A 26,588-nucleotide genomic window follows, 5' to 3' on the forward strand; every position below is an offset into this window, starting at 1 on the left:
GCTCGCCACAGGTATTCGCTGGGCATAGAATAAAGTCCTAGTGAGATCGCCGAAGTCGAAATCATGCCACTCGTCGAACATGGGTTGCTGGTAGAACTGGTGGATATCACCGACCCCGATGATCTGACCGAAGCCTACGGCCTGCGGATTCCGGTGCTTCGCCGGGTGGATACCGGGGCAGAACTGGACTGGCCATTCGACACTGGACAGATTGTTGCCTTCCTTTCTTAAGTTTTCTCCGATGGTGGGTTTCCAAATATTACGTTACTGTATGCTTGTACAGTGATGGAATAGAGGGAACGCCCGTGGTGAATGTTGAACAACTGAAAAGCAGCGTCAATCGCATGTCCGCCGACGTCGTGCGCGACGCGGTGAACGAGCTGCGCCTCGATGGCCTGGTCACGGAAGGCAAGACGCCGTTTAATAAAGTGCATTTCAATACCTGCTTTGCCGAGATCGAGGCGTTGTTCCAGCGCGCCGGTTACCACAAGCAGTTGGATGTGGTGGGTTATCAGGGCTTGCTGTACGCGCTTTACGATCCCGGCCGCTGGGAAGCGGTGGACGTGCTGCGCTGGCTCAAGGAATTCACCGACGCCGCCAGCGCCTCGCCGGTCCTGCGCGCGCAATTGGCCAAGGCCTGAGATCCGCCCTAGGCTCCATCGTGCTCCATGCGGGATAATGCCTGCCTGATTTTCCAGGCCTCGAGCATTTTCATGTCCACATCCGGTTTTTCCGCTTCGCAACACCAAGCCAGCACGCTGTATTTGCCGCCTGGCCCCTGGGCGACGGTGCTGGACTGCCTGTGCGAGCACTTCCCGGCGATCAGCCGTGAACACTGGCTGGACCGCATCGCCCGTGGTCGGGTACTCGACATCAACGGTACGCCGATCAGCCTGGGCCTGGCCTACAAGGAAGGCCTGTGCATCTACTACTTCCGCGAAGTGCCGAATGAAAAGGTGATCCCGGTTCAGGAAACCATCCTGTACGCCGACGAGCACCTGGTGGTCGCCGACAAACCGCACTTTCTGCCGGTGACGCCAGCCGGTGAGTACGTCGAGCAGACCCTGCTGCGCCGTTTGATCCGTCGCCTGGATAACCCGTCTTTGGTGCCCTTGCACCGTATCGACCGGCACACCGCAGGGCTGGTGCTGTTCAGCGCCAACCCGCAAAGCCGTTCGGCGTATCAACAGCTGTTCCCTACGCGTCGCATCGACAAATTCTACGAAGCCATCGCCCCAGCCTTGCCGAACCTGACCTTCCCCAGGGTGCACAAAAGCCGTCTGGTGGATGGCGAGCCGTTCTTCCGCATGCAGGAAGGGCCCGGCGCCAGCAACACTGAAACTGCCGTGGAAGTACGTGAGAAAAACGGCGACCTATGGCGCTACGGCCTATTCCCCGTGACCGGCAAGAAGCACCAACTGCGGGTGCACATGACCGCGCTTGGGGCGAGTATCTGCAATGACCCGTTCTACCCTGACGTGATCAAGGACGCCGAGGACGACTACGCCAACCCGCTCAAACTGCTGGCCCAAGGCGTACGCTTTATCGACCCGGTGACCGGCGAACAGCGTGATTTTCGCAGCCAGATCACCCTCGACTGGTAACCCCCAGAAACGACAAGGCCCGCACATGGCGGGCCTTGTTGGCAAACGCTAAGACTTACAGGTCTTTAACGGTGCGAACCTGATCTTTGTTGATGCGGGTCTGCTTACCGTCAAGTTGTTTGAACTCATAGAAGCCCGAAGCCTTGTCGTATGTAGGGGTGTCGACGGCCTGGATTTCGCGACCGTCATTCAGGGTGATCACTGTAGGCGAGGCGCAACCGGCAAGCGTGGCGAGGCCCAGTGCAAGCATGAGAGCGGCGATGGTCCGTTGAGTCATGTGTGTGTCTCCGAGAGAATTCTTTTAAATTGCTGACCTTGTGACGCGCGCGGCGCCGACAAAGTTCCTTGTTCGAGGTTCATTCTGACACGCCGATGCCTGGGTGCAACAGCTTCGGTGTATTCAAGTTGGCCAGGCGCGGGTCTTCAGCCGGGCACTCCAGGCCCACGCCACCCAGGTGCAAAAAAAGCTTGCGGGGGCTACGTTCGCCGGCGTCCCAGGCCCGTTTTACCTCGGTTTGCAGGTATGTCGGGATGATGCAGATCAAGGGTTCCCAGAACTCACCATGGCGCACCATCACCGGTAGCTGCGGGTTGCGGCGTGCAATCTCACGCAGGTCGGTGAGCAGTCCCACGTCGATGTTTGGCACATCACACGGCAGTATCAGCAAATGCGCATGACGCGCGGCGGCTAATCCGGTGCGGATGCCTGCCAGCGGGCCGGGGAAGTCCGGGCTGTCGTCACTCACCAACTGGTCGGCATAGGGCGCATAGTGGTCATGGTTGCGGTTGCACGAGATGATCAAGTCATCCGTGAGCGGCCGTGTCAGGCGCTGCAAGTGCGCGATCAGGGGCTGGCCATGCCAGGGCAGCAGGCCTTTGTCCTGGCCGCCCATGCGTTGGCCGCGGCCACCGGCCAGCAGCAAAATCGAACAGGGCAGGGGCGAAGCATCGAGAGACATGGCGGTTCCGCTGGGGCAGGTAAATAGGGCCTGTGTGATATAACATCGGGCTGTTCCTTCGACAACCGGACCGAGCCATGAACGCCAAGGCTGATGCGCCCTTCGTACCCCTGAATATTGCTGTACTGACCGTCAGCGACACCCGCACCCTGGACACCGACACCTCGGGCCAGGTCTTCGTCGACCGGCTGACCGCCGCCGGCCACAGCCTGGCCGAGCGCGTGCTGCTCAAGGACGATCTCTACAAGATTCGCGCCCAAGTCGCCCACTGGATCGCCGAAGACGTGGTGCAAGTGGTGCTGATCACCGGCGGCACCGGCTTCACCGGCCGCGACAGCACGCCCGAAGCGGTAAGTTGCCTGCTGGACAAACAGGTCGACGGTTTTGGCGAATTGTTCCGCCAGATCTCCGTGGCCGATATCGGCACCTCCACTGTGCAATCGCGCGCGCTGGCCGGCCTGTCTAATGGCACGCTGGTGTGCTGCCTGCCGGGCTCCACCAACGCGGTGCGCACCGGCTGGGACGGCATCCTTGCCGAGCAACTGGATAACCGCCACCGCCCGTGCAACTTCGTCCCTCACCTGAAGCAGGCCGAACCCTGCCAATCCCGTGGGTAAGCCCGGCAAGACCGGCGCGCTGATGCCGGTGGAAGACGCGTTGCGTCAACTGCTGGACATGGCCGAAGCCGCGCCGATCCGTGAGCCGCACGTACTGCCCTTGGCCGACTGCGACGGCCGCGTGCTGGCGCAGGATTTAGTCTCCACCCTCGACCTGCCGCCTTGGCCCAACAGCGCCATGGACGGTTACGCCCTGCGCCTTGCGGACTGGGTCGGCGAGCCCTTGCCCGTCAGCCAGCGCATCTTCGCAGGCCAGGCGCCGCAGCCCTTGGCCGCCGGCACCTGCGCGCGCATCTTTACCGGGGCGCCAGTGCCCGAAGGCGCCGATTGCGTGGAGATGCAGGAAAACGCCGTGGTCCACGCCGACGAGCGCGTGAGCTTCACCGAGCCGCTACAGGTGGACCAGAACATCCGCCCGCAAGGCCAGGAAACTACTGTAGGCGAGTTGGTGTTGACCGCGGGCACGCGCTTGGGCCCGATCGAACTGGGCCTGGCTGCGTCCCTGGGCCACGACCGCCTGAACGTGGTGCGCCGGGTGCGCGTGGCCGTGCTTTCTACCGGTGACGAGTTGATCGAGCCCGGCCTGCCGCTGGGCCCGGGCCAGATCTACAACAGCAACCGTCGCGTGCTGTGCAGTTGGTTGGCGCGAATGGGCTGTGAAGTGATTGATGCCGGGATTCTGCCGGATGACCTGGAAAAAACCCGCAAACGCCTGGCGGACCTGGGCAATGTCGACCTGATTCTGTCGACTGGCGGTGTGTCAGTGGGCGAGGCGGACTTCCTCGGTATCGCCCTGCGCGAAGAGGGCGAACTGGCCCTGTGGAAGCTGGCGATCAAACCCGGTAAACCATTGACCTTCGGCCACTTTCGCGGTGTGCCGGTGATCGGCCTGCCTGGCAACCCAGCCTCGACCCTGGTGACCTTTGCGCTGCTGGCGCGGCCTTATCTGCTGCGCCGCCAAGGTGTGCAAGACGTCGAACCGCTGCGGTTCGAAGTACCGGCAGGGTTCGTATGGCCCAAACCCGGCAACCGTCGCGAATACCTGCGCGGGCGGATCGAGCAGGGCAAGGCGATCATCTACCGCAACCAGAGCTCCGGCGTACTGCGCAGCGCGGCGTGGGCCGAAGGGTTTGTGGAGGTGCTGGAAGGGACGACGTTGGCTATCGGCGACCGCGTCTATTTCATTCCCCTGAGCGAAGTCCTGAACTGACAATAGAGATCTAAATGTGGGAGGGCTTGTAGTGGCGAGCCCGCTCGCCACAAGGGGTATGTGTGGGAGGGCTTGTAGTGGCGAGCCCGCTCGCCACAAGGGGTATGGGGTCCGAGTCTTTAGTAATCATCCCCACGCTCGGTCACATCCCGCTCCACTGGCCCCGCATCCGGGTCATACCCCACCGGGAACTTGCCCTTCAGCGTCCACGCAAACGCAATGATCTCCGCCACCGTGCGGTACAACTCCTCCGGGATACTGTCTCCCAGTTCCATGCGCGCCAGCAGCTTGACCAGCTCGGCATTCTCATAGATCGGCACTTCATTTTCCCGCGCCAGCTTCAGGATGGCTTCGGCCAGGGCATCGTCACCCTTGGCCGTCAGGGTCGGCGCTTGCTGGCCGTCGTACTTGAGGGCAATCGCCTGGCGCGGCGGGGTAGGGTTTTTCATGCGGTTTCATCCACCCAGCGCTGTTCCAGGCCGGTTCTTGGCCCGCGTGGCGGGGTGCCGAGGTGGCAATCCAGATCGCCAACATTGATGCCCGAGGTCACCAGGCGCTCACGCAAACTGGTTAAGTGGCTCTCGATCAAGCTGGCCGTAAACGGCCGAGAGGCCCATAGCTGGCTGGACAACTTGCCCTGCGTCAGTTGCGCTTGAACCTGCAATGGCCCCAGCGGCTCCATGTCGAAGGCCAGCTCGACGCGCCAGAGCATCTGTTTGGGGTCTTTTTTGTCTTTGCGCTCGGGCTGGTCTTTGTCCGGCGCCGGTTCTTCGCGCTGGAACTTGACTTGCAACGGTACGATGTCCTGCAGGGTGCGCATGGGAATTTCCAACTGCCAGGTGGTTTGCAGGCGGCCGTCGGCGGTGGTACCGGTCTGTTCCAGGCTCGACAGTTGGTGGCTCTGCAGGCGCGAAATCGCCCCGGCGGCCAGGCGCAGCAGGTTTTCCAGGTCACCTTCGCCTTCCAGTTTCGCCATCAGCCGTTCGGGCAATGGGAAGCCGGCGGGTATTTGTTTGGCGCTGACCTGGCCGAGCGTGTTCAGCGGGCTGCGCACGAAGTTGGGCAACACCTGGGCCAGCGTATTGGCGGCCAGGATCGCACTCAGATTGGTGCTGGCGGGCAGGGCCGGCAGCAGGTCGGCGACCAGGCGCAACAGTGCGCCCTTCATGTCCAATGGCGGAATTTGCGGGTTTTGCCCGGCGAGTAATTTGGCTTCTAAAAAGGCACCGCTGTTCTGGATCACTTGCGCCAGCACCTTGGGGTTGCTGACTTGGGCCAGGTCGGGCAAGGCCGCGAGTAAGCGGTCGGCAGCCGCGCGCAGGTCGGCCGAGGTGCTGTCGCCACGTGGCAGGTTTTGCAGCGCGGTGAACACTGCATCCAGCGAGCCCTGGCGGCTTTGCTGGGTCGAGAGCTGTTGCGCGACGGCCAATTGATCCTTGAGCCCGCTCAACGGCACGAAGTTCAAGGTCTGCGCGTTTTGCACTACGGCGCTGAGCAAGCTGCCGACCCGCAGCGGTTGCGGGCTTTCGAGCGTTAGCGTGGTGCCGGCCAGGGCGTTATTGAGCACGGTGACCAGCGAGCGGTAGATGGCCGGTTGTGTGGTGCCTTGCGGCAGCATCTGCGTGGTCAGCACCTTGGCTTGCAACAGCGTGCCCTCCGGCATTTGCGTGGTGTCGATGCGGGTCAGGGCCGCCACATTGGCGCTCAAAGCTTGCTGCAAGGTGATGGTCAGGTTGCCGGTTGGTGTCTGGCTAACCGCCACGTTACTGCCCAACGGCAAAGGCTGGGCACTGCTGGCCTGCACCAAGGTTTGGCGGCCGCCTTCGAGGGTCAACTTGAGCAACAGCTGAAAGGCTTCGCCGCCTTGTTTAAGCGCAATCACCTCGGCGTTGACGGTTTTCCCAGGGTTGATCAGGCCGGTCTGCGGCTCCAGCAGCTTGAGCAACTCACCGGTCGGCGGCAGCGGGGCAGGGCTGGTCACCGGGGCAGGAGGCAGCGTAGGAAGGTTGATCTCACCGGTCATCGTGCGCGTCGTCTCTGGGGAAATTGCCCTCTTTAGAGTAGGGCATCACATGTATAATGCCGCCCGTCTGCAAAGAGAGCGGTAAAAACCTCACAACTATTTGATCCAGCTCTCTAAAATCGGTCGCCAAAGCCGTTATTGTGCATCTCTCTATAACGGCCGCTGCACCGCCGACTTGAACCGTAAAGGCCCGCGATCTCTTGACCAGCCCTCTTCTTGAAGCCGTAGCGCTTGCCTGTGAACGCGACCTGCGACTGCTGTTCGAGCACCTCGAACTGCGTCTGACGGGCGGCGACATGGTGCAAATCAGCGGCCCGAACGGCAGCGGCAAGACCAGTTTGCTGCGCCTGCTGGCCGGTTTGATGCAGCCGACGGCCGGTGAGGTGCGACTGAACGGCAAGCCACTCAACGAACAACGCACGGAGTTGGCCCGCAACCTTGTCTGGATCGGCCACGCTGCCGGCATCAAGGACGTGCTCACGCCGGAAGAAAACCTCAGCTGGCTCAGCGCCCTGCATCACCCGGCTTCCCGCGACGCCATCTGGCAAGCGCTGGCGGCTGTCGGCCTCAAGGGTTTTGAAGACGTGCCCTGCCACACCCTGTCCGCCGGCCAGCAACGCCGCGTGGCCTTGGCGCGTTTGTACCTGCCCGGCCCGCCATTGTGGATTCTCGACGAACCCTTCACCGCCCTCGACAAACAAGGGGTCGCCCAGCTTGAAGAGCACCTGGCCCGGCACTGCGAGCAGGGCGGCTTGGTGGTGCTCACGACTCACCACACCCTGACACGCATGCCCGCCGGTTACCGTGACCTGGACTTGGGCCGGTGGTCGGTATGAGTGTGTTCGCCCTGTTGGTCGCCCGTGAAGCGCGGCTGTTGTGCCGTCGCCCGGCTGAATTGGCCAACCCACTGGTATTTTTCGCCATCGTCATCGCGCTGTTCCCGTTGGCGGTCGGACCCGAGACTAAACTGTTGCAAACCTTGTCCCCAGGGTTAGTGTGGGTAGCAGCGCTTTTATCCGTCCTGCTCTCGCTGGACGGGCTGTTCCGCAGTGATTTTGAAGACGGTTCTCTTGAGCAGTGGGTCCTTTCGTCGCACCCTCTGCCACTTCTGGTACTGGCTAAGGTACTGGCACACTGGGCTTTTTCCGGCTTGGCGCTAGTCTTGCTCTCACCGCTGCTGGCGATGATGCTGGGCTTGCCCGTCGAATGCCTGCCGGTATTGCTGCTTTCCTTGTTGCTCGGCACGCCGGTGCTCAGCCTGTTGGGGGCGGTGGGCGCAGCGTTGACCGTCGGTTTGAAGCGGGGCGGCCTGTTGTTGGCCCTACTGATTCTGCCTTTGTACATCCCGGTGTTGATCCTGGGCAGCGGTGCCTTGCAGGCCGCGCTCATGGGCATGCCGGCGACCGGTTACCTCTTGTGGCTTGGCAGCCTGACCGCCCTGGCGGTAACCCTGACACCCTTTGCTATAGCGGCTGGCCTGAAGATCAGCGTCGGCGAATAATGAGGTCTGGTTAAGCGACATAATCAGCTCTTCAACATAAGAAAGGCCCTGAGCTTCTTGCCTGACGAGAAGCCACCGTGATGGAAACAGCAATGAACTGGACCTGGTTTCACAAGCTCGGCTCGCCCAAATGGTTTTACGGCATCAGCGCCAAGCTGCTGCCGTGGTTGAGCATCGCAGCCCTGTTGCTGATCGGCACCGGCCTGGTCTGGGGCCTGGCCTTCGCGCCGCCGGACTACCAGCAAGGCAATAGCTTTCGCATCATCTATATCCACGTGCCCGCCGCGATGCTGGCGCAGTCCTGCTACGTGATGCTGGCGGTGTGCGGCATCGTTGGCCTGGTGTGGAAGATGAAGCTGGCCGACGTGGCCCTGCAATGCGCCGCGCCCATCGGCGCGTGGATGACCGCCGTGGCGCTGGTCACCGGCGCGATTTGGGGCAAACCGACCTGGGGCTCGTGGTGGGTGTGGGATGCGCGCCTCACGTCCATGCTGATCCTGCTGTTTCTGTACTTCGGCCTGATCGCCCTGGGCAATGCCATCAGCAACCGCGACAGCGCCGCCAAAGCCTGCGCGGTACTGGCCATCGTCGGCGTGATCAACATCCCGATCATCAAATACTCGGTGGAGTGGTGGAACACCCTGCACCAGGGCGCCACCTTCACCCTCACCGAAAAGCCGGCCATGCCCGTGGAAATGTGGGCGCCGCTGCTGCTGATGGTGCTGGGGTTCTACTGCTTCTTCGGCGCCGTGCTGCTGATGCGCATGCGCTTGGAAGTGCTCAAGCGTGAAGCCCGCACCAGTTGGGTCAAGGCCGAAGTGCAAAACAGCCTGGGAGCGCGTGGATGAGCTTCAACTCTTTCAGTGATTTTCTCGCCATGGGCCACCACGGCCTGTATGTCTGGACGGCCTACGGCATCTGCATTGCCGTACTGGCCCTCAACGTCGCCGCGCCGATCCTGGCCCGCAAGCGTTACCTGCAACAAGAGGCGCGTCGTTTGCGCCGGGAGACCGATAAGTGAATCCGCTGCGTAGAAAGCGTCTGTTGATCATCCTTGCCATCATGGCCGGCGTCGGCATAGCCGTGACCCTGGCCTTGAGCGCCTTGCAGCAGAACATCAACCTGTTTTACACCCCGACCCAGATCGCCAATGGCGAAGCGCCTGTCGACACACGTATCCGCGCCGGCGGCATGGTAGAGAAGGGCTCTTTGAAGCGTTCCGGCGATTCCCTCGACGTGACTTTCGTGGTCACCGACTTCAACAAGGCCGTGACCATCACCTATCGCGGCATCCTCCCGGACCTGTTCCGCGAAGGCCAGGGCATCGTCGCCTTGGGCAAGCTCAACGCCGATGGCGTGGTGGTGGCCGATGAAGTACTGGCCAAGCACGATGAGAAATACATGCCGCCCGAGGTCACCAAAGCTTTGAAAGACAGCGGCCAATCCGCCCCGAGCGCAACTTCACAGCCTGCGAAGGAGGGCTAAGCCATGACGTCCGCACTGTTTATTCCGGAGTTGGGCCAGTTGGCGATGATCCTCGCCCTGTGCTTTGCCGTCGTCCAGGCCATCGTGCCGTTGCTCGGCGCCTGGCGCGGCGACCGCCTGTGGATGAGCCTGGCGCAGCCGGCCGCCTGGGGCCAGTTTGCCTTTCTGCTGTTCGCGTTTGGTTGCCTGACCTACGCCTTCATGACCGACGACTTTTCCGTCGCCTATGTCGCCAACAACTCCAACAGCGCGCTGCCTTGGTACTACAAGTTCAGCGCCGTGTGGGGCGCCCACGAAGGTTCGTTGCTGCTGTGGGCCTTGATCCTCGGCGGTTGGACCTTCGCGGTGTCGGTGTTCTCGCGCCAACTGCCGCAAGTCATGCTGGCGCGGGTGCTGGCGGTGATGGGCATGATCAGCATCGGCTTCCTGTTGTTCCTGATCATGACCTCCAACCCGTTCAGCCGCATGCTGCCGCAGATCCCGGTGGACGGGCATGACCTCAACCCGCTGCTGCAAGACATCGGCCTGATCGTGCACCCGCCGATGCTCTACATGGGTTACGTCGGTTTCTCGGTAGCCTTCGCCTTCGCCATCGCCGCCTTGCTCGGCGGGCGCCTCGATGCGGCCTGGGCGCGCTGGTCGCGGCCGTGGACCATCGTGGCCTGGGCGTTTCTCGGTATCGGCATCACCTTGGGCTCGTGGTGGGCCTATTACGAACTCGGCTGGGGCGGCTGGTGGTTCTGGGACCCCGTGGAAAACGCCTCGTTCATGCCATGGCTGGTAGGCACCGCGCTGATTCACTCGCTGGCGGTTACCGAAAAACGCGGCGTGTTCAAAAGCTGGACGGTGCTGCTGGCGATTGCCGCATTTTCCCTCAGCCTGCTCGGCACGTTCCTGGTGCGGTCGGGTGTGTTGACCTCGGTGCACGCGTTTGCTTCCGACCCTGCGCGCGGCGTATTCATCCTGATCTTCCTGCTGTTTGTAGTCGGCGGCTCACTCACCTTGTTCGCCCTGCGTGCGCCGGTGGTCAAGAGCCAGGTCGGCTTTAACCTGTGGTCGCGGGAAACCTTGCTGCTGGGCAACAACCTGGTGCTGGTGGTGGCTGCGTCGATGATCCTGCTTGGCACCTTGTACCCGCTGGCGCTGGATGCGTTGAGCGGCGCCAAGCTGTCCGTGGGCCCACCGTACTTCAACGCTTTGTTTATCCCGTTGATGGGCCTGTTGATGGTGGTGATGGCGGTCGGCATGCTGGTGCGCTGGAAAGACACCCCGGTGAAATGGCTGGTGGGCATGTTGATGCCGGTGCTACTCGGCAGTGTGGCCTTGGCGGTGATCGCAGGCTTTGCCTACGGTGACTTCAATTGGGCAGTGCTTGCCACCTTCCTGCTCGCCGCTTGGGTATTGCTGGCCGGCGTGCGCGATATCGCCGACAAGACCCGCCACAAAGGCCTGATCAAAGGCCTGCCAACCCTGACCCGCAGCTACTGGGGCATGCAGATCGCCCACATCGGCATCGCCGTGTGCGCCTTGGGCGTGGTGCTTTCCAGCCAGAACAGCGCCGAACGCGACCTGCGCCTCGCGCCGGGCGAGTCCATGGACCTGGCCGGTTACCACTTCATTTTTGAAGGCGCCAAGCACTTCGAAGGGCCGAACTTCACGTCGGACAAAGGCACTGTGCGTGTCGTGCGCAAGGGTAAGGAAGTGGCCGTGCTGCACCCGGAAAAACGCCTGTACACCGTACAAAACTCAATGATGACCGAGGCCGGCATCGACGCCGGTTTCACCCGCGACCTCTATGTGGCGCTGGGTGAACCGCTGGGCGACGGCGCCTGGGCCGTGCGCGTGCATGTGAAACCGTTCGTGCGCTGGATCTGGTTCGGCGGTTTGCTCACCGGGTTTGGGGGCTTGCTGGCCGCGCTGGACCGGCGTTATCGGGTCAAGGTCAAGAGCCGGGTGCGTGAAGCCCTCGGTCTGCAAGGAGCGGCGGCATGAAGCGTTGGTTGATGGTGTTACCGCTGGCGGCCTTTCTGGTGATGGCGGTGTTCCTGTATCGCGGCTTGTACCTGGACCCGGCCGAGCTGCCTTCGGCGATGATCGGCAAGCCGTTCCCGGCGTTCAGCCTGAAGACGGTGCAGGGCGACAAGACCCTGACCCAGGCCGACCTGCTGGGCAAACCGGCGCTGGTCAACGTGTGGGCGACCTGGTGCATCTCGTGCCGGGTCGAGCACCCGGTGCTGAACAAGCTTGCCGAGAAGGGTGTGGTGATCTACGGCATCAACTACAAGGACGACAATGCGGCGGCCTTGAAGTGGCTGGCGGAGTTTCACAACCCGTACCTGCTGGATATTCGCGATGAAGACGGCAACCTTGGTTTGAACCTTGGCGTGTACGGCGCCCCGGAAACCTTCTTTATCGATGCCAAAGGCGTGATCCGTGACAAGTACGTCGGCGTGATCGACGAAGTGGTGTGGCGCGAGCAACTCGCCGCCAAGTACCAGGCGCTGGTCGATGAGGCCAAGCCATGAAGCGCCTGTTAGCCGCTGCTGTTCTCGCACTCGGATTGGCCGGCGTGGCCCACGCCGCCATCGACACCTACGAATTCGCCAAGGACGGTGACCGTGAGCGTTTTCGCGAACTGACCAAGGAACTGCGCTGCCCCAAGTGCCAGAACCAGGACATCGCCGACTCCAACGCGCCCATCGCCGCCGACCTGCGCAAAGAGATCTTTCGCATGCTGGGGGAGGGCAAGGACAACCAGCAGATCATCGACTTCATGGTCGACCGCTACGGCGATTTTGTGCGCTACAAACCGGCCCTCACCGGCAAGACCGCGCTGCTCTGGTTCGGCCCCGCCGGGCTGTTGCTGGCCGGCGTGGTGGTCATGGCTGTGATCGTGCGCCGTCGCCGCGCCGCACCTACTGATGGTTCCGACGCGCTATCTCCTGAAGAGCGCAAACGCCTCGACCAATTGCTGGACACCAAGACTGATGATTGATTTTTGGCTCGCCGCAGGGTTGCTGCTCCTGATTGCCCTGAGTTTCCTGTTGATCCCTGTATTGCGCGGCCGCCGTGCCCAGCGAGAAGAGGATCGCACCGCGCTGAACGTGGCGCTCTACCAAGAACGCGTGGCCGAGTTGCAAGTGCAGCAGGACGAAGGCGTGCTCAATGCCGTGCAACTCGACACCGGCCGCGCCGAGGCTGCCCGCGAATTGCTGGCCGACACCGAAGGTGTGGAAAAGCCCCGCGAATCGCGCCTGGGCAAGCCGCTGCCGTTTTTGGCGGCTTTTCTAGTGCCGGTCCTGGGCATTGCGCTGTACCTGCATTACGGGGCGAGCGACAAGGTCGCACTGACCCGCGAATTCGCCCAGCCGCCGGTGTCCATGCAAGACATGACCCAGCGCCTGGAACGTGCCGCCGCTGCTCAGCCGGATTCGCCGGAAGGCTTGTACTTCCTCGGTCGCGCCTACATGGCTCAGGACCGTTCGGCCGATGCGGCGAAAGTCTTCGAACGCACCGTGGCCCTGGCCGGTCGCCAGCCGGAACTGCTCGGCCAGTGGGCGCAGGCGCAGTACTTTGCCGACAACAAGCAGTGGTCGCCCAAGGTGCAGGCGCTGACCGATGAAGCCTTGAAGCTCGATCCGAAGGAAGTCACCAGCCTTGGCCTGCTGGGTATCGCCGCCTTTGAAGGCCAGCGTTATCAGGAAGCCATCGACTACTGGAACCGCCTGCTGGCGCAGTTGCCACCGCAAGACAACTCCCGTGTCGCGCTGCAAGGCGGGATTGATCGCGCGGCCGAGAAGCTCAAGGACAGCGGCGGCACCGTGGCGCAAAAAACCGTGATGAAAGTGCGTGTCGACTTGTCCGCCGAGGTCAAGGCCAAAGCCCTGCCAACCGACAGCGTGTTTATCTTCGCCCGTGCGGTCAGCGGCCCGCCAGCGCCGTTGGCGGCCAAGCGCGTCACCGTCGCCGAACTGCCGGTCACCGTCGAACTGGGCGATGCGGACGCAATGATGCCGCAGTTGAAACTGTCGAACTTCGCCGAAGTCCAACTGGTTGCGCGCATATCCCGGGCAGGTGTTCCAACCGCTGGCGAGTGGATCGGCCGCAGCCAACCCTTGGCCAGCAGCACCACTGCCACGCAGCAGCTGACCATCGACCGTCCGGATAAGTAATTCGAGGAAACGCCTATGACCGCTCTTGCACGCATCACCTTGCTCAGCCTGGTACTCGGCTTGAGCGCTTGTGCGGTCCATCGGCCACCTGGGGCACCCACCGGCCCGACCATCCCACCGTCGGGCCCCTCGACCCAGCCGAGCACCCAACCTTCCGGCCCGGTAACCCCGCCGCCGAAACCGGTGCCGAGCAAATCGCCAACCTTTGCCCCGCCACCGGGCGCCGCCAGCCACTGGGACGGCAAGATGCAGGTGTATGTGCTGGAAGAACAGCCCGACACCTTCTACCGCCAGCGCACCTACTACCGCTGGAGCAACGGCTGGAGCCGCTCCATCAGCCCGAATGGGCCATGGGAAGAGACGGATGTGCACGGCGTGCCGCCGGGGTTGAGCAAGCAGTACGCGCAATGACAAAAGGCGACCTTCGGGTCGCCTTTTTCATATCCTTGAAATACACCCCTTCAAACACTGAAGATCAAATGTGGGAGCGGGCTTGCTCGCGAAAGCGGAGTGTCAGCCTAAGATGCGGTGACTGACCTGCCGCCTTCGCGAGCAAGCCCGCTCCCACAGGGGATCTCTTCACGGCCCGGTTTTTTCGCAAGCGTTGACATGCATTCGCGCCAACAACAAAGCCCAAGTGTGGGAGCCGCGGTATGTGGCCGCCGTCGGCCTGGCCCGCGCGGTCAAGATGATCAGCCTGGCGCCCGCACACGCGGCGGGCCTGACGGACCGTGGTGAAATTGCTATTGGCCTGCGCGCCGACCTCGTCCAAGCCAGGCGCCGCGAAGGGCTGCCCGTAGTGCAACACGTATGGCGACAAGCGAAGAGGGTGTTTTGATGGCAGGCAGGTTGATCTATCTCATCGGGCCATCGGGTTCGGGCAAGGACAGCCTGCTGGATGCCGCGCGCCCGCGTCTGGCCGAACGCGGTTGCCGCATTGTGCGCCGCGTGATCACCCGCTCGGCGGAGGCTGTGGGCGAGGCGGCCCAGGGGGTGAGCGCGCAGCAGTTTGCCGCGATGGACGCTGAGGGTGCGTTTGCCCTCAGTTGGCACGCCAATGGGTTGTCCTATGGCATTCCCGCGCAAATTGATGACTGGCTGGCGGCGGGGGACGACGTGTTGGTCAACGGCTCCCGTGCGCACCTGGCGCAGACCCGCGAGCGCTATCCTGCGGTGCTGGTGTTGCTGCTGACGGTTGATCAAACCGTGTTGCGTCAGCGTTTGATCGCGCGCGGGCGTGAGTCCCTGGCGGAAATAGAGGAGCGCCTGGCGCGCAATGCGCGGTTCACCGCTGACCTGATCGCCGGCAACGGTTCGGGGTTGTTTGTGCTGGATAATTCCGGCCCGCTTGAACACACCGTCGAGCGTTTGCTGTGTTGCCTGGACCCTGGGCACTCGGCATGCGCCTGACCCTGCTCGGCACCGGCGACGCGCGGCAAGTGCCGGTGTAGGGCTGTGAGTGCATCGCTTGCGCCATGGCGTGCAGCGATGAGCGCCTGCGCCGTCGGCCGTGCAGCGCAAGCCTGTGGAGCGGCCACGATCAAGCCTTGGTCAGCGCGGGGCAGGCCGGCGCTTCGAGACCAAACCGGCTCGCCAGCGCCTTGCGGCCCTTGGGCGTCAAACCGAGCGCCCGACTATCCAGGTCCTGGGTGACCCAATGGTGGCCAATAGCATTTTGTAGAAACGCTGCTCCCAACGCGCCGGCCAAATGCGGACGGCGCACGCTCCAGTCCAGGCACGCGCACGCAAAATGCCGTCGTTGCGTGCGCAGTGTTGCCACATCAATCCCCAGTTCTATCAGCGCTGTTTCACCGGGCGCGGTGAGCTGGTAAGTCCCCTCGCCAATCAGCCAGCCGGACGCGATGAAATGGTCATGCAGCTGCACCGCCAGCGTGCCGGCCATGTGGTCGTAGCAGGTGCGTGCGAACTGCAGGCGAGTGGGCGTGGTCGGGACGAAGGCCTTGCGGGTATTGCGGCTGATCACCATCAAACCCTCGATGGCCTGGGCCACATGGGGGCCGGCCAGGCGGTAGTAGCGATGGCGTCCTTGGGTGTGCAGCTTGAGCAGGCCATCGTCCTTGAGCCTGGCCAGGTGGGCGCTGGCGGTGGAGGCGCTCACCCCGGCAATCGCGGCCAGCTCGGTGCTGGTGCGCGCATGGCCATCCATCAGCGAGCAGAGCATTTTCGTGCGCGCAGGCTCGGCGATCGCCCCCGCCACTTGTGAAAGCGCCGTGTCATCGTCATGGGCGTTCATATTTCGTTCCTGAGCGAATCATTGCCGTGAGAGAGGGCAGATAGTAACGCTTCTTTTGCGAACAGGACGTACCGAATGACACCGCTGCAAGCCGCTACCCATGCTGACCCTTATGCGTATTACGCAGCCCTGAGACGCAACGATGAGCTGTTGTTCGATGCTGACCTTGGACTGTGGATCGCCAGTAGCGCCAAGGCCGTCGAAGCCGTGCTGACGCATCCCGACTGTCGGGTACGCCCGTCACACGAGCCCGTGCCTGCGGCTATCGCAAACGGTGCGGCGGGGCAGGTCTTCGCCAGGTTGATGCGTATGAACGAGGGGGTGGCCCACCAATGCCCGAGGGCCGCGGTCGAGCCTGCGCTGGCCAGGTTGGATGCGCTGCACATTGCAGGAGTGGTGAGGCAACTCAGCGCTTGCATGCATAGCCTGGATGATTGGATGTTTACCTTGCCCGTCTCGGTAGTCGCGTATCTGCTGGGTGTGCCCGGCGAACGGTTAAGCACGGTCGCCGGTTTGACACGGGATTTTGTCGCCTGCCTCTCGCCGCTGAGCCGCGAAGCTCAATTGCGTGATGCCTGATTAAAAGCGCGCGTTTGATCAGGCCGCAGGATGTGCTCGGTCTGACTTCTCGTCAGCACTGAAAAGCGACACGGCAAAGCGCTGACAGCGCTTAGGCGTTGATCAGCGCCTGCACACACTCGACCCACGACGACGTCGCCCTGGAATAAATTCAGCGGGTTTCCAATATTCCGTAATACAGCCGTCAATCCGACCTGGGCATTATCACGCCCACGAAGATTACGCGGGGATGGGCTGGGGCATGTTGGAGTTGGACATCTCGCCTTATCTGGGCAAGACCGAGAAGGTCAATGTGACCTTGCCCGGTTATGTCATTCAGCGCATCGACCGTGACGTGCGTGAACACAAGGTCAAAAGCCGCTCGTCATTTCTGGCAGGTGCGGCTTTGGAGAAGTTGGTGCGCTCCTAAGCGCAATCAGGCTGTCGCGACCGACACCTGGCGCGACGCACTCAGGAACCGCAACAACGCCAGCAGCGGGAACGCACTGCCCACTAGCATCACGCCCAGCCAGCCGCCGTGTTCATACACGCTGCTGGCAATCGCCGAACCGAAGGCGCCGCCGATGAAGATGCTGGTCATGTATAGCGCGTTCAGGCGGCTGCGGCTGTTAGCGTCGAGGGCGTAGACGGCGCGTTGGCCCAGGACCATGTTCATCTGCACGCAGAAGTCCAGGACCACGCCGGTCACCGCCAGGCCAATCACGCTGTACAGCGGGTGTACGAAGGCCGGCAGGAAGCTCAAGGCGCCAAACAACATGGCCAGCAGCGAGGCGCGATGCGTGTGGCCGGCATCGGCCAGGCGGCCGGCGATGGGCGCGGCGATGGCGCCGATGGCACCCACCAGGGCGAAGATCGCGATCTGGGTTTGGCTCAGGCCATGGTTACGTACCAACTCCAGCGGGGCGGCGGTCCAGAACAGGCTGAAGGTGGCAAACATGCAGCCTTGGTAGAACGCGCGTTGGCGCAGCACCGGTTGCTCGCGCAGCAGGGTGCCGAGGGAGCGCAGCAACTGGCCGTAGCTGGCGCTGTGGTCGGGCTGGCGCTTGGGGATGGTCATCAACAGCACCACGCTGATAAACGCCATCAACGCGGCGGCGGCCATGAACATCGTGCGCCAGCCGAAGTGATCGGCCACCACACTGGACACCGGCCGTGCCAGCAAAATACCCAGCAACAGTCCGCCCATGATGCTGCCGACCACACGGCCACGGGATTCGGCAGGCGCCAGGTGCGCGGCCAGCGGGATCAGAATTTGCACCGAGACGGAACTGAATCCGATCAGCAACGACACAAGAAGGAACAAATTCGGCTGCTCGGTGAACGCAGCACCCAGTAGGCTGGCGATGGCCAGCACCGTTGTGGCGATCATCAGCTTGCGGTTTTCCAACAGATCGCCCAGCGGCACCAGGAAGAACAGGCCCAGGGCATAGCCGATTTGCGTGAGGGACACGATCAGGCTGGCCATCGCGGGAGTCAGGCCGATGTCCGGCGCGATCAACTCGATGATCGGTTGGGCGTAGTAGATGTTGGCAACAATGGCGCCGCAACAGAACGCAAACAGCATCACCATCCCGCGGGTCATGGTGCTCGTAGCGTGTGGGGTAGCGTTCATGGTGTTCTCGTAAAAGCGAAGGAAGATGGCGTGCGAGAATAAAGACAAGACCTGGCAGCGAGTAGGCCGTTGACGGTGATAACACTCATGCCCGGAATTAATGACTGAAACGTTAACTTTCGGGTCGAAGGGCAATGATACATTCAGTCACAACTGCCGAAACAGGAAATCCACTTTCATGAAAATCACGCTGAACAAGATGATCCTGGCTTCAACCCTCGCCGCGGCCATGGCCATTGGGCTGGCGAACGCCGCCGATGCCCCGCGCGTTGGTGTACGTGGCGCCATCACGGCGATGGACGGCGATGCGATGCACGTCAAGGTCAACAGCGGTGAGGACGTCATCGTGCACCTGACCAAAGACACCCAAGTGCGTGCCGTGACCCTGGCCAAGATCGATGAAATCAAGCCCGGCAGCTACATTGGCTCCGCCGCCATGCCCAACGCCGATGGCACCCTCACGGCCCTGGAAGTCCACGTGTTTCCACCGGCCATGGCCGGCACGGGCGACGGGCACCGCGCGTTTGACTTGAAAGAAGGCAGCAGCATGACCAACGGCACCGTCGGCGACTTGGTGGTCAGCAACGGGCGCACCTTGACCGTGAAATACAAAGGCGGCGAACAGAAGATTGTGGTGCCCGATGATGTGCCGATCGTCAACCTGGAGCCAGGGGATCGCAGCTTGCTCAAACCGGGGGTGAAGGTGGTGATGTTTGCGGCGCAGGGCGCGGATGGGACCATCACCGCACAGGCCATCTCAGCCGGCAAAGACGGCGTGACACCGCCGATGTAACTGACCCAATGATGAGCAAAATGTGGGTGCTGGCTTGCCTGCGATAGCATCACCTAGGTATGCCTGACACACCAAGGTGCCTGCATCGCAGGCAAGCCAGCTCCCACATTCAGTTATTGGCCGCTGTAGATCTGGTCAAAAACCCCACCATCATTGAAGTGGGTTTTCTGCACGGTGCGCCAGTCGCCAAAGGTCTTCTCGACCGACAGGAAGTCGACTTTCGGGAAGCGGTCGGTGTACTTGGCCAGCACCTTTGGGTCACGTGGGCGCAGGTAGTTGTTGGCGGCGATTTCCTGGCCTTGCGGCGACCACAGGTATTTCAGGTAGTCTTCGGCGGCGACGCGGGTGCCTTTCTTCTCGACCACTTTGTCGACCACCGATACCGGCGGCTCAGCTTCGGCGGAGACGCTTGGGTAGATCACTTCGAACTGATCACTGCCGAATTCACGCGCGATCATTTCCGCTTCGTTTTCAAAGGTCACCAGCACGTCGCCAATCTGGTTGGTCATGAACGTGGTGGTGGCTGCACGGCCGCCGGTATCCAGCACAGGCGCCTGCTTGAACAGCTTGCCGACAAAGGCCTTGGCCTTGTCTTCATCGCCGCCGTTCTTCAGCACATAACCCCAGGCCGACAGGTAGGTGTAGCGGCCGTTACCCGAAGTTTTCGGGTTCGGCACGATCACCTGCACACCCTCTTTGAGCAGGTCTGGCCAGTCTTTCAGGGCTTTGGGGTTGCCTTTGCGCACGATAAACACGGTGGCGGAGGTGAACGGCGCGCTGTTGTTCGGCAGCCGGGTCACCCAGTTGTCCGGCACCAGTTTGCCGTTGTCGACCAGGGCGTTGATGTCGGTGGCCATGTTCATGGTGATCACGTCAGCCGGCAGGCCGTCGATCACCGAGCGCGCTTGTTTGCTGGAACCGCCGAAGGACATCTGCAAGGTCAGCTTGTCGTCCGGATGCTCGGCTTCCCAGTGCTTCTGGAAGGCAGCGTTGTAATCCTTGTAGAAGTCGCGCATCACGTCATAGGAGACGTTGAGCAGTGTGACGGGGGCAGCCTGGACGGCGCCCGCCAGGGCAAGGCCGGCGGCCAGAAGAGAGGCGCTAACGAGTTTTTTCACTGCTCATTCCTTGTTGTTCGAGAAGCTTGTCGATTGAGTGGGGGCAATTTGCCACCGACTATAGCCGCGCCCGCATAGACGTTTAAAGATTAAAACGAACTTTGCTTATTCCACTTTACGAAACAGATTGCTGCCACAGCGCGAGCAAAACGCCGCGTTGGGTTCATGGCTGTCTTTTTTGCACACCGGGCAGTCGTGTTGCAACTGCTCCCCGCGCATGGCGCTGGCCAATTCGGCGGTAAAAATCCCGGTGGGCACGGCGATGATCGAGTAACCGGTGATCATCACCAGCGACGAGATCACCTGGCCTAATGGCGTCTTCGGCACGATGTCGCCAAAGCCCACGGTGGTCAGGGTCACAATCGCCCAATAGATGCCCTTGGGAATGCTGGTAAACCCATGTTCCGGGCCTTCGATCACGTACATCAAGGTGCCGAACACCGTGACCAGGGTGCACACGCTCACCAGGAACACCACGATCTTTTGTTTGCTGCCGCGCAGCGCCGCCATCAGGTAGTTGGCCTGCTTGAGGTACGGGCTGAGCTTGAGCACGCGGAAGATCCGCAGCATCCGAATGATGCGGATGATCAGCAGGTACTGCGCGTCGCTGTAATACAGCGCGAGAATGCCGGGCACGATGGCGAGCAAATCCACCAGCCCATAAAAACTGAAGGCGTAGCGCAACGGCTTGGGCGAGCAATACAGGCGCAAGCCGTACTCGATGGCGAAGATCACCGTGAAGCCCCACTCGATATAGGCCAGCAGATTCGCGTAGTTCTGGTGAACCTGGTCGATGCTGTCGAGCATCACGATCACAATGCTGGCGAGGATGATCAGCAACAAAATGCCGTCAAAGCGGCGCCCGGCCGCTGTATCGCTTTGGAAAACCATGACGTAGAGGCGCTGACGCCAGTCGTTGTTACTGTCCATAAAACCCGCCTAAATCGAATATCGGGCAAGCCTAGGGGGATTCGAACGGGCTGTCCACGCGGGCTTTGAACAATCGCTGGCTGGCGCGTACCAGCCAGCAGGCGAGGATAAACGGCGCGGTCAGCGCCGGCAGTTGCAGGGCGCTGAACCCCGGCGTGAGCGTGATTGCCAGGCCGATGCCGAGCAGCGGCAACCAAGGCTGGCGGCGCGTCTGGCTCAACGCCAGCGCGGCCAATGCTGGGTTATAGCTGTGCAGGCCGAGAAGGGCGCTGCTGGTTTCGCCCATCAGCAGGGCGATCAGCACGCCACTGGCGGCACCGATCAGCGCCCACAGCGCGGCACGACGGTCGGCCATCAACAGCCCAAACGCAATCAGGGCGCCGGCCAGTGGCTGGTCCAGCAGCATGATTTGTGCGAGCCCGGTGAAGGGCGCAGTGAGCACGCCGAGGGTGTCGGGTTCGCTCAAGGTGAAGGTGCCTGCAGGCACTGTGCCCAGCAGCAACCAGGCGAGGCCGACAAAAGGCGCGGTATAGGCGGGCAAGTCATCCGCTTGCGTGGCATGTTTTAACCATTGGCGCGTGAGCATCGCACTCAAGCCGCCGCACGCCAGGATCAGCGGCGGCAATAAGGCCGACCACGCGAAGTGCTGGCTGATCAACAAGCCCAGCAGCACGCCGTTGTAGCTATAAAGGCCGGCCTGGCGCTCAGCCTTGGGGTAACCCCGGCGCTGGGCCGTGAGCAAACCCGCCACACCACCCAGCAGCGCCCCGCCGAACAAGGCCGGGGCGCCGATCAGGATGGCCAGCAGGCACAGCAGGCCACACAGTGGCTGGCGTTGCAGGAAGATCTGGCTGAAGCCGTTGAGCAAGGCTTCGGCCCAGTCGGGGCAGGGTGGGTTGTGCATTGTGGTTTAGTCAGTGAGACCGAGTTGCCCTCAATCGCAGGCAAGCCAGCTCCCACTTTTGAATGTATTGGCACATCAAAATGTGGGGGCCGGGCTTGCCCGCGATGAGGCCCCAACAGGCGCTAAATCAATGTCTCGATGCGCAGCGAATTGGTCGACCCCGGCTTGCCAAACGGCACCCCGGCGGTAATCACCAACGTATCCCCGCGCTGCGCCATCCCTTGGGCCTGGGCAATCTCCAGCGCCGTAGAACACACCTCATCCACTTGGCGCAGCCGATCATTCACAACCGAATGCACGCCCCACGCCACGCTCAAGCGCCGCGCCGTGGACAGGTTCGGCGTGAGGTTGAGGATCGGCGCCACCGGCCGTTCCCGCGCGGCGCGCAGGCTGGAGCTGCCGGACTCGCTGTAGTTCACCAGCACCGCCACCGGCAGGATGCTGCTGATGCGCCGGATCGCGCAGCTAATTGCATCCGACACCGTGGCATCGGCCTTGGGCCGGCTGACGTCCAGCTGTGTCTGGTAATCCGGGCCGTTTTCCACTTGGCGGATGATCTTGCTCATCATCTGCACGGCTTCCAGTGGGTATTCGCCTGAGGCGGTTTCCGCCGACAGCATCACCGCGTCCGCGCCTTCGGCCACCGCATTGGCGACATCGGTGACTTCGGCACGGGTCGGCGCCGGCGAGAAGCGCATGGACTCAAGCATCTGCGTGGCCACCACCACTGGCTTGCCCAACTGGCGGCAGGTGCTGACGATGTCTTTCTGGATCTGCGGCACGCTTTCGGCGGGCACTTCAACGCCCAGGTCGCCTCTTGCCACCATGATTGCGTCACTCAGCTCGGCGATTTCCTGCAAGCGTTGCACGGCCGATGGCTTCTCTATCTTGGCCATCAGGAACGCCTTGTCGCCGATCAACTCGCGGGCCTCGCGGATATCTTCCGGGCGCTGCACAAACGACAGCGCCACCCAGTCCACGCCCAGTTCCAGGCCGAAGCTCAGGTCGCGGCGGTCCTTGGCGGTCAGCGGGCTGAGTTCCAGCAAGGCTTGCGGGACATTCACGCCCTTGCGGTCAGACAGTTCGCCGCCATTCAGTACGGTGGTGTCGATGGCGTTGGCATGTTTGGTGATCACCCGCAGGCGCAACTTGCCGTCGTCCAGCAACAGGTCCATGCCCGGCTCCAGCGCCGCGATGATTTCCGGGTGGGGCAGGTTGACCCGGCATTGGTCGCCCAGTGTCGGGTCCAAGTCCAGGCGCAGGGCCTGGCCGCGCACCAGTTGCACTTTGCCCTCGGCAAATCGCCCGACCCGCAGCTTCGGCCCTTGCAGGTCCATGAGGATGCCCAGCGGATAATTCAGCTGGCGCTCGACCTGGCGAATCCACTGGTAGCGCTGGGCGTGATCGGCGTGATCACCGTGGCTGAAATTCAGGCGGAAGATATTCACCCCGGCTTCCACCAACTCGCGAATATCGTCAATGCTGTCGGTTGCCGGGCCGAGGGTGGCGAGGATTTTGACCTTCTTGTCAGGCGTCATGTTGGGCAGTCTCAAGAATCAGGATGGCGCGGAAATCGTTGACGTTGGTGCGGGTTGGCTCGGTGACGATCAAACCGTCGAGGGCAGCGAAATAACCGTAGCCATTGTTGTTATCAAGCTCATCGCTGGCCGACAGGCCCAAGGCTTCGGCGCGGGCGTAGCTGGTTGGGGTCATGATCGCGCCGGCGTTGTCTTCCGAACCGTCGATGCCGTCGGTGTCACCGGCCAGGGCGTAGACGCCGGGCAGGCCCTTGAGGCTGTCGGTGAGGCTCAGCAGGAATTCGGCATTGCGCCCGCCACGGCCATCGCCGCGCACGGTGACGGTGGTTTCACCGCCGGAGAGGATCACGCACGGCGCCGCCAATGGCTGGCCGTGTTGCACGATCTGGCGGGCGATACCGGCATGTACCTTGGCCACGTCCCGTGCTTCGCCTTCGAGGTCGCCGAGGATCAACGGGCTGAACCCGGCTTGGCGCACTTTCACCGCCACCGCTTCGAGGGATTGTTGTGGGCGGGCGATCAATTGGAAATGGCTGCGCGCGAGCAGCGGGTCGCCGGGTTTGACGGTTTCCGACGCCGGGTTCTGCAACCAGCTGCGCACCGAGGCGGGCGCATCGATGCCGTAGCGCTTGAGAATCGCCAGGGCTTGTTGCGAGGTGCTTGGGTCACCGACGGTGGGGCCGGACGCGATGACGGTGGCCTGGTCGCCCGGCACATCGGAGATCGCGTAGGTGTACACCGTCGCCGGCCAGGCTGCCTTGGCCAGTCGCCCGCCCTTGATCGCCGAGAGGTGCTTGCGCACGCAATTCATCTCGCCGATGGTCGCGCCGGATTTGAGCAGGGCTTTGTTGATGGCCTGTTTGTCGGCCAGGGTGATGCCTTCGGCGGGCAGCGCCAGCAAGGCAGAGCCGCCACCGGAGAGCAGGAAAATCACGCGGTCGTCTTCGGTCAGGTTGCTGATCAGTGCCAGCACGCGCTTGGCCACCGCCAAGCCCGCCGCATCGGGGACCGGGTGCGCAGCTTCGACCACTTCGATTTTTTTGCACGGTGCGCCGTGGCCGTAGCGGGTGACCACCAGGCCCGAGACGTCGCCCTGCCAGCAGTTCTCGACAACGAGGGCCATGGCCGCCGCGGCTTTGCCGGCGCCGATCACGATCACTCGGCCGCTGCGGTCGGTGGGCAGGTAAGGTTCAAGGACTTGCCGGGGGTGGGCGGCGTCGATGGCTGTGGCAAACAGCTCGCGAAGCAGGTGTTGCGGATCGACCGACATAAGCGGGCTCCCGGGGGATTTTTGTTTTTAGGTTTGAAACGTGGAACTGGGACAAAAATGTGGGCGCTGGCTTGCCTGCGATAGCGGTCTGTCAGACAACTGATCTGTCACTGAAAAACCGCTATCGCAGGCAAGCCAGCTCCTACACAGGGGTGCATTTCAAATTGAATTACTTATCGCGAATCGAAAAATTCGCCATATGCTCCAACCCCTTGATCAGCGCCGAGTGGTCCCAGTTGCCACCGCCAATCGCTGTGCAGGTGCTGAACACCTGCTGGGTGCCGGCGGTGTTCGGCAGGTTGATCCCCAGTTCCTTGGCCCCGGCCAGCGCCAGGTTCAAATCCTTCTGGTGCAGGTTGATACGGAAGCCCGGATCAAAGGTGCCCTTGATCATGCGTTCGCCATGCACTTCGAGGATCTTCGACGAAGCAAAACCACCCATCAGCGCTTCACGTACCTTGGCCGGGTCGGCGCCGTTTTTCGAGGCGAACAGCAGCGCTTCGGCCACCGCCTGAATATTCAACGCGACGATAATCTGGTTGGCCACCTTGGCGGTCTGGCCATCGCCATTGCCGCCGACCAGGGTGATGTTCTTGCCCATGCTCTGGAACAGCGCCAGGGCGCGTTCGAAGGTGTGCGGCTCGCCCCCGACCATGATGCTCAAGGTGCCGGCCTTGGCGCCGACTTCACCACCGGACACCGGGGCGTCGAGGTACTGCGCGCCGGTCTTATTGATCTTGGCGGCAAAGGCTTTGGTGGCGGTGGGCGAGATCGAACTCATGTCGATCACCACCTTGTTCGGCGACAAACCGGCCGCAACGCCATCGGCGCGGAACAGCACGTCATCGACCTGCGGGGTGTCCGGCACCATCACGATGATGAACTCGGCTTCCTGGGCCACTTGCTGCGGGTTGGCCAGGGCCACGGCGCCGGCGTCGATCAGCTCGGCCGGGGCCTTGCCGTGGTGCTCGGACAGGAACAGTTGGTGGCCGGCCTTTTGCAGGTTGGCGGCCATGGGTTGGCCCATGATGCCGGTGCCGATAAATCCGATTTTAGCCATGATCAAAATCCTCTTTTTATTAGATGGGCAGGCCTGTCTCGGGTCTGCCAAACACCGAAGATCTACTGTGGGAGCTGGCTTGCCTGCGATAGCGCTCGATCCGTTACAGATTGATCGCCTGATACACCGCCATCGCAGGCAAGCCAGCTCCCACATTGTTCTGTGGTGTGTCTGTTAGATCGCGTTGTGGGTTTTGAGCCAGCCCAAACCCGCTTCAGTGGTGGTCAACGGCTTGTACTCACAACCAACCCAACCCGCGTAACCAATTCGGTCCAAATGCTCGAACAGGAAGCGGTAGTTGATCTCCCCGGTTCCGGGCTCGTTACGCCCCGGGTTGTCGGCCAGTTGGATGTGGTTGATCTCACCCAGGTGCGCAGCCAGGGTCCGGGCCAGGTCGCCTTCCATGATTTGCATGTGATAGATGTCGTATTGTAGGAACAGGTTGGCGCTGCCCACTTGCTCGCGAATCGCCAGGGCCTGGGCGGTGTTGTTGAGGTAAAAGCCGGGGATGTCACGGGTGTTGATCATCTCCATCACCAGCTTGATGCCCGCGGCTTGCAGCTTGTCGGCGGCGTACTTGAGGTTGGCGACAAAGGTTTTTTTCACGGTTTCGTCGTCAACGCCTTGCGGCCGGATGCCCGCCAAGCAATTGATCTGGGTATTGCCCAGCACCTGGGCGTAGGCGATGGCCAGCTTGACCCCAGCACGGAATTCCTCGACTCGGTCCGGGTGGCACGCCAGGCCGCGTTCGCCCTTGGCCCAGTCGCCGGCCGGCAGGTTGAACAGCACTTGGGTCAGGCCGTTGGCGTCCAGTTGCGCCTTGATTTGGGCGGAGCTGAATTCGTACGGGAACAGGTACTCGACACCCTGGAAGCCGGCATCGGCAGCCGCTTTGAAACGGGCGAGAAAGTCCTGTTCGGTAAACAGCATCGACAGGTTGGCGGCAAAACGCGGCATAA

General features: G+C 62.2%; 30 protein-coding genes and 4 pseudogenes. 21 read left to right on the forward strand and 13 right to left on the reverse strand.

Features of this window, described 5'->3' with window-relative positions; all coding sequences use genetic code 11:
• The first annotated feature begins 45 nt into the window (after positions 1–45).
• The 3 genes from GJU48_RS08125 to GJU48_RS08135 all read left to right on the forward strand — a co-directional run bounded on the left by GJU48_RS08125 (position 46) and on the right by GJU48_RS08135 (position 1,604).
• Complete coding sequence (locus GJU48_RS08125; RefSeq protein ID WP_155295960.1) at positions 46–231, forward strand: glutaredoxin family protein; 186 nt, start codon at positions 46–48, stop codon at positions 229–231.
• Between the two features lie 74 nt (positions 232–305).
• Positions 306–641 (forward strand): transcriptional regulator, encoded by a 336-nt coding sequence (locus tag GJU48_RS08130; RefSeq protein WP_083359413.1) that lies wholly within the window; start codon positions 306–308, stop codon positions 639–641.
• 72 nt (positions 642–713) lie between these two features.
• Complete coding sequence (locus GJU48_RS08135; RefSeq protein WP_094951893.1) at positions 714–1,604, forward strand: pseudouridine synthase; 891 nt, start codon at positions 714–716, stop codon at positions 1,602–1,604.
• A gap of 55 nt (positions 1,605–1,659) precedes the next feature.
• On the opposite strand, the gene GJU48_RS08140 is transcribed toward GJU48_RS08135, so the two are convergent.
• Both GJU48_RS08140 and mobA read right to left on the reverse strand, forming a co-directional pair.
• Entirely contained in the window at positions 1,660–1,881 is a 222-nt protein-coding gene (locus tag GJU48_RS08140; RefSeq protein WP_094951880.1) for a YgdI/YgdR family lipoprotein, read from the reverse strand.
• Between the two features lie 79 nt (positions 1,882–1,960).
• Positions 1,961–2,563 (reverse strand): molybdenum cofactor guanylyltransferase MobA, encoded by a 603-nt coding sequence (gene mobA, locus GJU48_RS08145; RefSeq protein WP_094951881.1) that lies wholly within the window; start codon positions 2,561–2,563, stop codon positions 1,961–1,963.
• A gap of 77 nt (positions 2,564–2,640) precedes the next feature.
• Here mobA and moaB point away from each other — a divergent pair, with 77 nt between their 5' ends.
• Together moaB and GJU48_RS08155 are read left to right on the forward strand one after the other, a co-directional pair.
• Positions 2,641–3,180, forward strand: coding sequence for a molybdenum cofactor biosynthesis protein B (moaB, locus tag GJU48_RS08150; protein WP_094951882.1), 540 nt, complete (start codon positions 2,641–2,643; stop codon positions 3,178–3,180).
• A gap of 22 nt (positions 3,181–3,202) precedes the next feature.
• Positions 3,203–4,390 carry a molybdopterin molybdotransferase MoeA gene (locus GJU48_RS08155; protein ID WP_094951894.1) on the forward strand — a complete coding sequence of 396 codons (1,188 nt, stop codon included), beginning with the start codon at positions 3,203–3,205 and terminating at the stop codon, positions 4,388–4,390.
• A gap of 119 nt (positions 4,391–4,509) precedes the next feature.
• Here the strand turns inward: GJU48_RS08155 and GJU48_RS08160 are convergent, their stop codons facing one another.
• Positions 4,510–4,839 (reverse strand): EscU/YscU/HrcU family type III secretion system export apparatus switch protein, encoded by a 330-nt coding sequence (locus tag GJU48_RS08160; RefSeq protein ID WP_025857891.1) that lies wholly within the window; start codon positions 4,837–4,839, stop codon positions 4,510–4,512.
• Positions 4,836–6,413 carry a flagellar hook-length control protein FliK gene (fliK, locus tag GJU48_RS08165; protein ID WP_094951883.1) on the reverse strand — a complete coding sequence of 526 codons (1,578 nt, stop codon included), beginning with the start codon at positions 6,411–6,413 and terminating at the stop codon, positions 4,836–4,838. Before fliK ends, GJU48_RS08160 begins: the two co-directional genes overlap by 4 nt.
• 200 nt (positions 6,414–6,613) lie before the next feature.
• Here fliK and ccmA point away from each other — a divergent pair, with 200 nt between their 5' ends.
• The 13 genes and pseudogenes from ccmA to GJU48_RS25460 all read left to right on the forward strand — a co-directional run.
• On the forward strand, positions 6,614–7,249 hold the full coding sequence (gene ccmA / locus GJU48_RS08170; protein WP_094951884.1) for a cytochrome c biogenesis heme-transporting ATPase CcmA: 636 nt from the start codon (positions 6,614–6,616) through the stop codon (positions 7,247–7,249).
• Positions 7,246–7,914 (forward strand): heme exporter protein CcmB, encoded by a 669-nt coding sequence (gene ccmB / locus GJU48_RS08175; RefSeq protein WP_003189951.1) that lies wholly within the window; start codon positions 7,246–7,248, stop codon positions 7,912–7,914. Before ccmA ends, ccmB begins: the two co-directional genes overlap by 4 nt.
• 92 nt (positions 7,915–8,006) lie before the next feature.
• A complete protein-coding gene (locus GJU48_RS08180; RefSeq protein ID WP_094951885.1) occupies positions 8,007–8,762 on the forward strand; it encodes a heme ABC transporter permease in 756 nt (251 codons plus the stop codon).
• A complete protein-coding gene (gene ccmD, locus GJU48_RS08185) occupies positions 8,759–8,935 on the forward strand; it encodes a heme exporter protein CcmD (RefSeq protein WP_094951886.1) in 177 nt (58 codons plus the stop codon). Before GJU48_RS08180 ends, ccmD begins: the two co-directional genes overlap by 4 nt.
• Complete coding sequence (ccmE, locus tag GJU48_RS08190) at positions 8,932–9,399, forward strand: cytochrome c maturation protein CcmE (protein ID WP_094951887.1); 468 nt, start codon at positions 8,932–8,934, stop codon at positions 9,397–9,399. Before ccmD ends, ccmE begins: the two co-directional genes overlap by 4 nt.
• Positions 9,400–9,402: 3 nt before the next feature.
• The gene (locus tag GJU48_RS08195) at positions 9,403–11,391 is read left to right on the forward strand and encodes a heme lyase CcmF/NrfE family subunit (protein WP_094951888.1); all 1,989 of its coding nucleotides are present in this window, start codon (positions 9,403–9,405) and stop codon (positions 11,389–11,391) included.
• Positions 11,388–11,924 carry a DsbE family thiol:disulfide interchange protein gene (locus tag GJU48_RS08200; RefSeq protein WP_094951889.1) on the forward strand — a complete coding sequence of 179 codons (537 nt, stop codon included), beginning with the start codon at positions 11,388–11,390 and terminating at the stop codon, positions 11,922–11,924. The genes GJU48_RS08195 and GJU48_RS08200 overlap by 4 nt, the downstream gene beginning before the upstream one ends.
• Positions 11,921–12,394: a cytochrome c-type biogenesis protein gene (locus tag GJU48_RS08205; RefSeq protein WP_065901641.1), complete on the forward strand. Its 474-nt coding sequence runs from the start codon at positions 11,921–11,923 to the stop codon at positions 12,392–12,394. The genes GJU48_RS08200 and GJU48_RS08205 overlap by 4 nt, the downstream gene beginning before the upstream one ends.
• A complete protein-coding gene (gene ccmI / locus GJU48_RS08210; RefSeq protein ID WP_094951890.1) occupies positions 12,387–13,571 on the forward strand; it encodes a c-type cytochrome biogenesis protein CcmI in 1,185 nt (394 codons plus the stop codon). The genes GJU48_RS08205 and ccmI overlap by 8 nt, the downstream gene beginning before the upstream one ends.
• A 15-nt stretch (positions 13,572–13,586) precedes the next feature.
• Positions 13,587–13,982: a hypothetical protein gene (locus GJU48_RS08215; protein ID WP_094951891.1), complete on the forward strand. Its 396-nt coding sequence runs from the start codon at positions 13,587–13,589 to the stop codon at positions 13,980–13,982.
• Between the two features lie 259 nt (positions 13,983–14,241).
• Positions 14,242–14,409, forward strand: a pseudogene (locus tag GJU48_RS25110) (alpha-D-ribose 1-methylphosphonate 5-triphosphate diphosphatase); the annotation flags it as partial.
• The gene (gene phnN, locus GJU48_RS08225; protein ID WP_094950744.1) at positions 14,409–14,981 is read left to right on the forward strand and encodes a phosphonate metabolism protein/1,5-bisphosphokinase (PRPP-forming) PhnN; all 573 of its coding nucleotides are present in this window, start codon (positions 14,409–14,411) and stop codon (positions 14,979–14,981) included. The pseudogene GJU48_RS25110 and the gene phnN, both read left to right, overlap by 1 nt.
• Positions 14,972–15,133: pseudogene (locus GJU48_RS25460) on the forward strand (phosphonate metabolism protein PhnP); the annotation flags it as partial. The gene phnN and the pseudogene GJU48_RS25460, both read left to right, overlap by 10 nt.
• Here the strand turns inward: GJU48_RS25460 and GJU48_RS08230 are convergent.
• The gene (locus GJU48_RS08230) at positions 15,112–15,825 is read right to left on the reverse strand and encodes an ArsR/SmtB family transcription factor (protein ID WP_094950742.1); all 714 of its coding nucleotides are present in this window, start codon (positions 15,823–15,825) and stop codon (positions 15,112–15,114) included. The pseudogene GJU48_RS25460 and the gene GJU48_RS08230 overlap by 22 nt on opposite strands.
• Before the next feature lie 75 nt (positions 15,826–15,900).
• On the opposite strand from GJU48_RS08230, the pseudogene GJU48_RS08235 reads away from it, so the two are divergent.
• Both GJU48_RS08235 and GJU48_RS08240 read left to right on the forward strand, forming a co-directional pair.
• Positions 15,901–16,401 (forward strand): annotated as a pseudogene (locus tag GJU48_RS08235) (cytochrome P450); the annotation flags it as partial.
• Between the two features lie 214 nt (positions 16,402–16,615).
• Positions 16,616–16,813: pseudogene (locus GJU48_RS08240) on the forward strand (type II toxin-antitoxin system HicB family antitoxin); the annotation flags it as partial.
• Between the two features lie 6 nt (positions 16,814–16,819).
• Here the strand turns inward: GJU48_RS08240 and GJU48_RS08245 are convergent.
• Positions 16,820–18,016 (reverse strand): MFS transporter, encoded by a 1,197-nt coding sequence (locus tag GJU48_RS08245; RefSeq protein WP_094950739.1) that lies wholly within the window; start codon positions 18,014–18,016, stop codon positions 16,820–16,822.
• Between the two features lie 178 nt (positions 18,017–18,194).
• Here GJU48_RS08245 and GJU48_RS08250 point away from each other — a divergent pair, with 178 nt between their 5' ends.
• Positions 18,195–18,809: a DUF5666 domain-containing protein gene (locus GJU48_RS08250; RefSeq protein WP_094950738.1), complete on the forward strand. Its 615-nt coding sequence runs from the start codon at positions 18,195–18,197 to the stop codon at positions 18,807–18,809.
• A gap of 113 nt (positions 18,810–18,922) precedes the next feature.
• Here the strand turns inward: GJU48_RS08250 and GJU48_RS08255 are convergent, their stop codons facing one another.
• The 7 genes from GJU48_RS08255 to hyi form a co-directional block, all read right to left on the reverse strand.
• Complete coding sequence (locus GJU48_RS08255; RefSeq protein WP_094950737.1) at positions 18,923–19,927, reverse strand: sulfate ABC transporter substrate-binding protein; 1,005 nt, start codon at positions 19,925–19,927, stop codon at positions 18,923–18,925.
• A 105-nt stretch (positions 19,928–20,032) separates the two neighbouring features.
• Positions 20,033–20,857 (reverse strand): ion transporter, encoded by an 825-nt coding sequence (locus GJU48_RS08260; RefSeq protein ID WP_094950736.1) that lies wholly within the window; start codon positions 20,855–20,857, stop codon positions 20,033–20,035.
• A gap of 31 nt (positions 20,858–20,888) precedes the next feature.
• Positions 20,889–21,761: an urea transporter gene (locus tag GJU48_RS08265; RefSeq protein ID WP_094950735.1), complete on the reverse strand. Its 873-nt coding sequence runs from the start codon at positions 21,759–21,761 to the stop codon at positions 20,889–20,891.
• A gap of 122 nt (positions 21,762–21,883) precedes the next feature.
• Positions 21,884–23,299 carry a pyruvate kinase gene (gene pyk, locus GJU48_RS08270; protein WP_094950734.1) on the reverse strand — a complete coding sequence of 472 codons (1,416 nt, stop codon included), beginning with the start codon at positions 23,297–23,299 and terminating at the stop codon, positions 21,884–21,886.
• Positions 23,289–24,569 carry a glycerate kinase type-2 family protein gene (locus tag GJU48_RS08275; protein ID WP_094950733.1) on the reverse strand — a complete coding sequence of 427 codons (1,281 nt, stop codon included), beginning with the start codon at positions 24,567–24,569 and terminating at the stop codon, positions 23,289–23,291. The genes pyk and GJU48_RS08275 overlap by 11 nt, the downstream gene beginning before the upstream one ends.
• A 169-nt stretch (positions 24,570–24,738) precedes the next feature.
• Positions 24,739–25,629, reverse strand: a complete 891-nt coding sequence (locus GJU48_RS08280; RefSeq protein WP_094950732.1) for a 2-hydroxy-3-oxopropionate reductase — start codon at positions 25,627–25,629, stop codon at positions 24,739–24,741.
• A 174-nt stretch (positions 25,630–25,803) separates the two neighbouring features.
• Positions 25,804–26,586, reverse strand: a complete 783-nt coding sequence (hyi, locus tag GJU48_RS08285; protein ID WP_094950731.1) for a hydroxypyruvate isomerase — start codon at positions 26,584–26,586, stop codon at positions 25,804–25,806.
• Between the last annotated feature and the right edge of the window lie 2 nt (positions 26,587–26,588).

The sequence above is a fragment of the Pseudomonas sp. IB20 genome, from assembly GCF_009707325.1.
Classification (GTDB): Bacteria; Pseudomonadota; Gammaproteobacteria; order Pseudomonadales; family Pseudomonadaceae; genus Aquipseudomonas.

Excerpts from the sequence above, each read along its gene's own strand:
- phnN (WP_094950744.1), top strand. The coding sequence starts at position 14,409 with ATGGCAGGCAGGTTGATCTATCTCATCGGGCCATCGGGTTCGGGCAAG.
- hyi (WP_094950731.1), bottom strand. The coding sequence starts at position 26,586 with ATGCCGCGTTTTGCCGCCAACCTGTCGATGCTGTTTACCGAACAGGAC.
- ccmB (WP_003189951.1), top strand. The coding sequence starts at position 7,246 with ATGAGTGTGTTCGCCCTGTTGGTCGCCCGTGAAGCGCGGCTGTTGTGC.
- GJU48_RS08215 (WP_094951891.1), top strand. The coding sequence starts at position 13,587 with ATGACCGCTCTTGCACGCATCACCTTGCTCAGCCTGGTACTCGGCTTG.
- GJU48_RS08205 (WP_065901641.1), top strand. The coding sequence starts at position 11,921 with ATGAAGCGCCTGTTAGCCGCTGCTGTTCTCGCACTCGGATTGGCCGGC.
- GJU48_RS08195 (WP_094951888.1), top strand. The coding sequence starts at position 9,403 with ATGACGTCCGCACTGTTTATTCCGGAGTTGGGCCAGTTGGCGATGATC.
- ccmD (WP_094951886.1), top strand. The coding sequence starts at position 8,759 with ATGAGCTTCAACTCTTTCAGTGATTTTCTCGCCATGGGCCACCACGGC.
- GJU48_RS08260 (WP_094950736.1), bottom strand. The coding sequence starts at position 20,857 with ATGGACAGTAACAACGACTGGCGTCAGCGCCTCTACGTCATGGTTTTC.
- GJU48_RS08180 (WP_094951885.1), top strand. The coding sequence starts at position 8,007 with ATGAACTGGACCTGGTTTCACAAGCTCGGCTCGCCCAAATGGTTTTAC.
- GJU48_RS08245 (WP_094950739.1), bottom strand. The coding sequence starts at position 18,016 with ATGAACGCTACCCCACACGCTACGAGCACCATGACCCGCGGGATGGTG.
- GJU48_RS08280 (WP_094950732.1), bottom strand. The coding sequence starts at position 25,629 with ATGGCTAAAATCGGATTTATCGGCACCGGCATCATGGGCCAACCCATG.
- moaB (WP_094951882.1), top strand. The coding sequence starts at position 2,641 with ATGAACGCCAAGGCTGATGCGCCCTTCGTACCCCTGAATATTGCTGTA.
- GJU48_RS08265 (WP_094950735.1), bottom strand. The coding sequence starts at position 21,761 with ATGCACAACCCACCCTGCCCCGACTGGGCCGAAGCCTTGCTCAACGGC.
- GJU48_RS08155 (WP_094951894.1), top strand. The coding sequence starts at position 3,203 with ATGCCGGTGGAAGACGCGTTGCGTCAACTGCTGGACATGGCCGAAGCC.
- GJU48_RS08200 (WP_094951889.1), top strand. The coding sequence starts at position 11,388 with ATGAAGCGTTGGTTGATGGTGTTACCGCTGGCGGCCTTTCTGGTGATG.
- GJU48_RS08140 (WP_094951880.1), bottom strand. The coding sequence starts at position 1,881 with ATGACTCAACGGACCATCGCCGCTCTCATGCTTGCACTGGGCCTCGCC.
- GJU48_RS08250 (WP_094950738.1), top strand. The coding sequence starts at position 18,195 with ATGAAAATCACGCTGAACAAGATGATCCTGGCTTCAACCCTCGCCGCG.
- ccmI (WP_094951890.1), top strand. The coding sequence starts at position 12,387 with ATGATTGATTTTTGGCTCGCCGCAGGGTTGCTGCTCCTGATTGCCCTG.
- GJU48_RS08230 (WP_094950742.1), bottom strand. The coding sequence starts at position 15,825 with ATGAACGCCCATGACGATGACACGGCGCTTTCACAAGTGGCGGGGGCG.
- GJU48_RS08160 (WP_025857891.1), bottom strand. The coding sequence starts at position 4,839 with ATGAAAAACCCTACCCCGCCGCGCCAGGCGATTGCCCTCAAGTACGAC.
- GJU48_RS08275 (WP_094950733.1), bottom strand. The coding sequence starts at position 24,569 with ATGTCGGTCGATCCGCAACACCTGCTTCGCGAGCTGTTTGCCACAGCC.
- fliK (WP_094951883.1), bottom strand. The coding sequence starts at position 6,413 with ATGACCGGTGAGATCAACCTTCCTACGCTGCCTCCTGCCCCGGTGACC.
- mobA (WP_094951881.1), bottom strand. The coding sequence starts at position 2,563 with ATGTCTCTCGATGCTTCGCCCCTGCCCTGTTCGATTTTGCTGCTGGCC.
- GJU48_RS08135 (WP_094951893.1), top strand. The coding sequence starts at position 714 with ATGTCCACATCCGGTTTTTCCGCTTCGCAACACCAAGCCAGCACGCTG.
- pyk (WP_094950734.1), bottom strand. The coding sequence starts at position 23,299 with ATGACGCCTGACAAGAAGGTCAAAATCCTCGCCACCCTCGGCCCGGCA.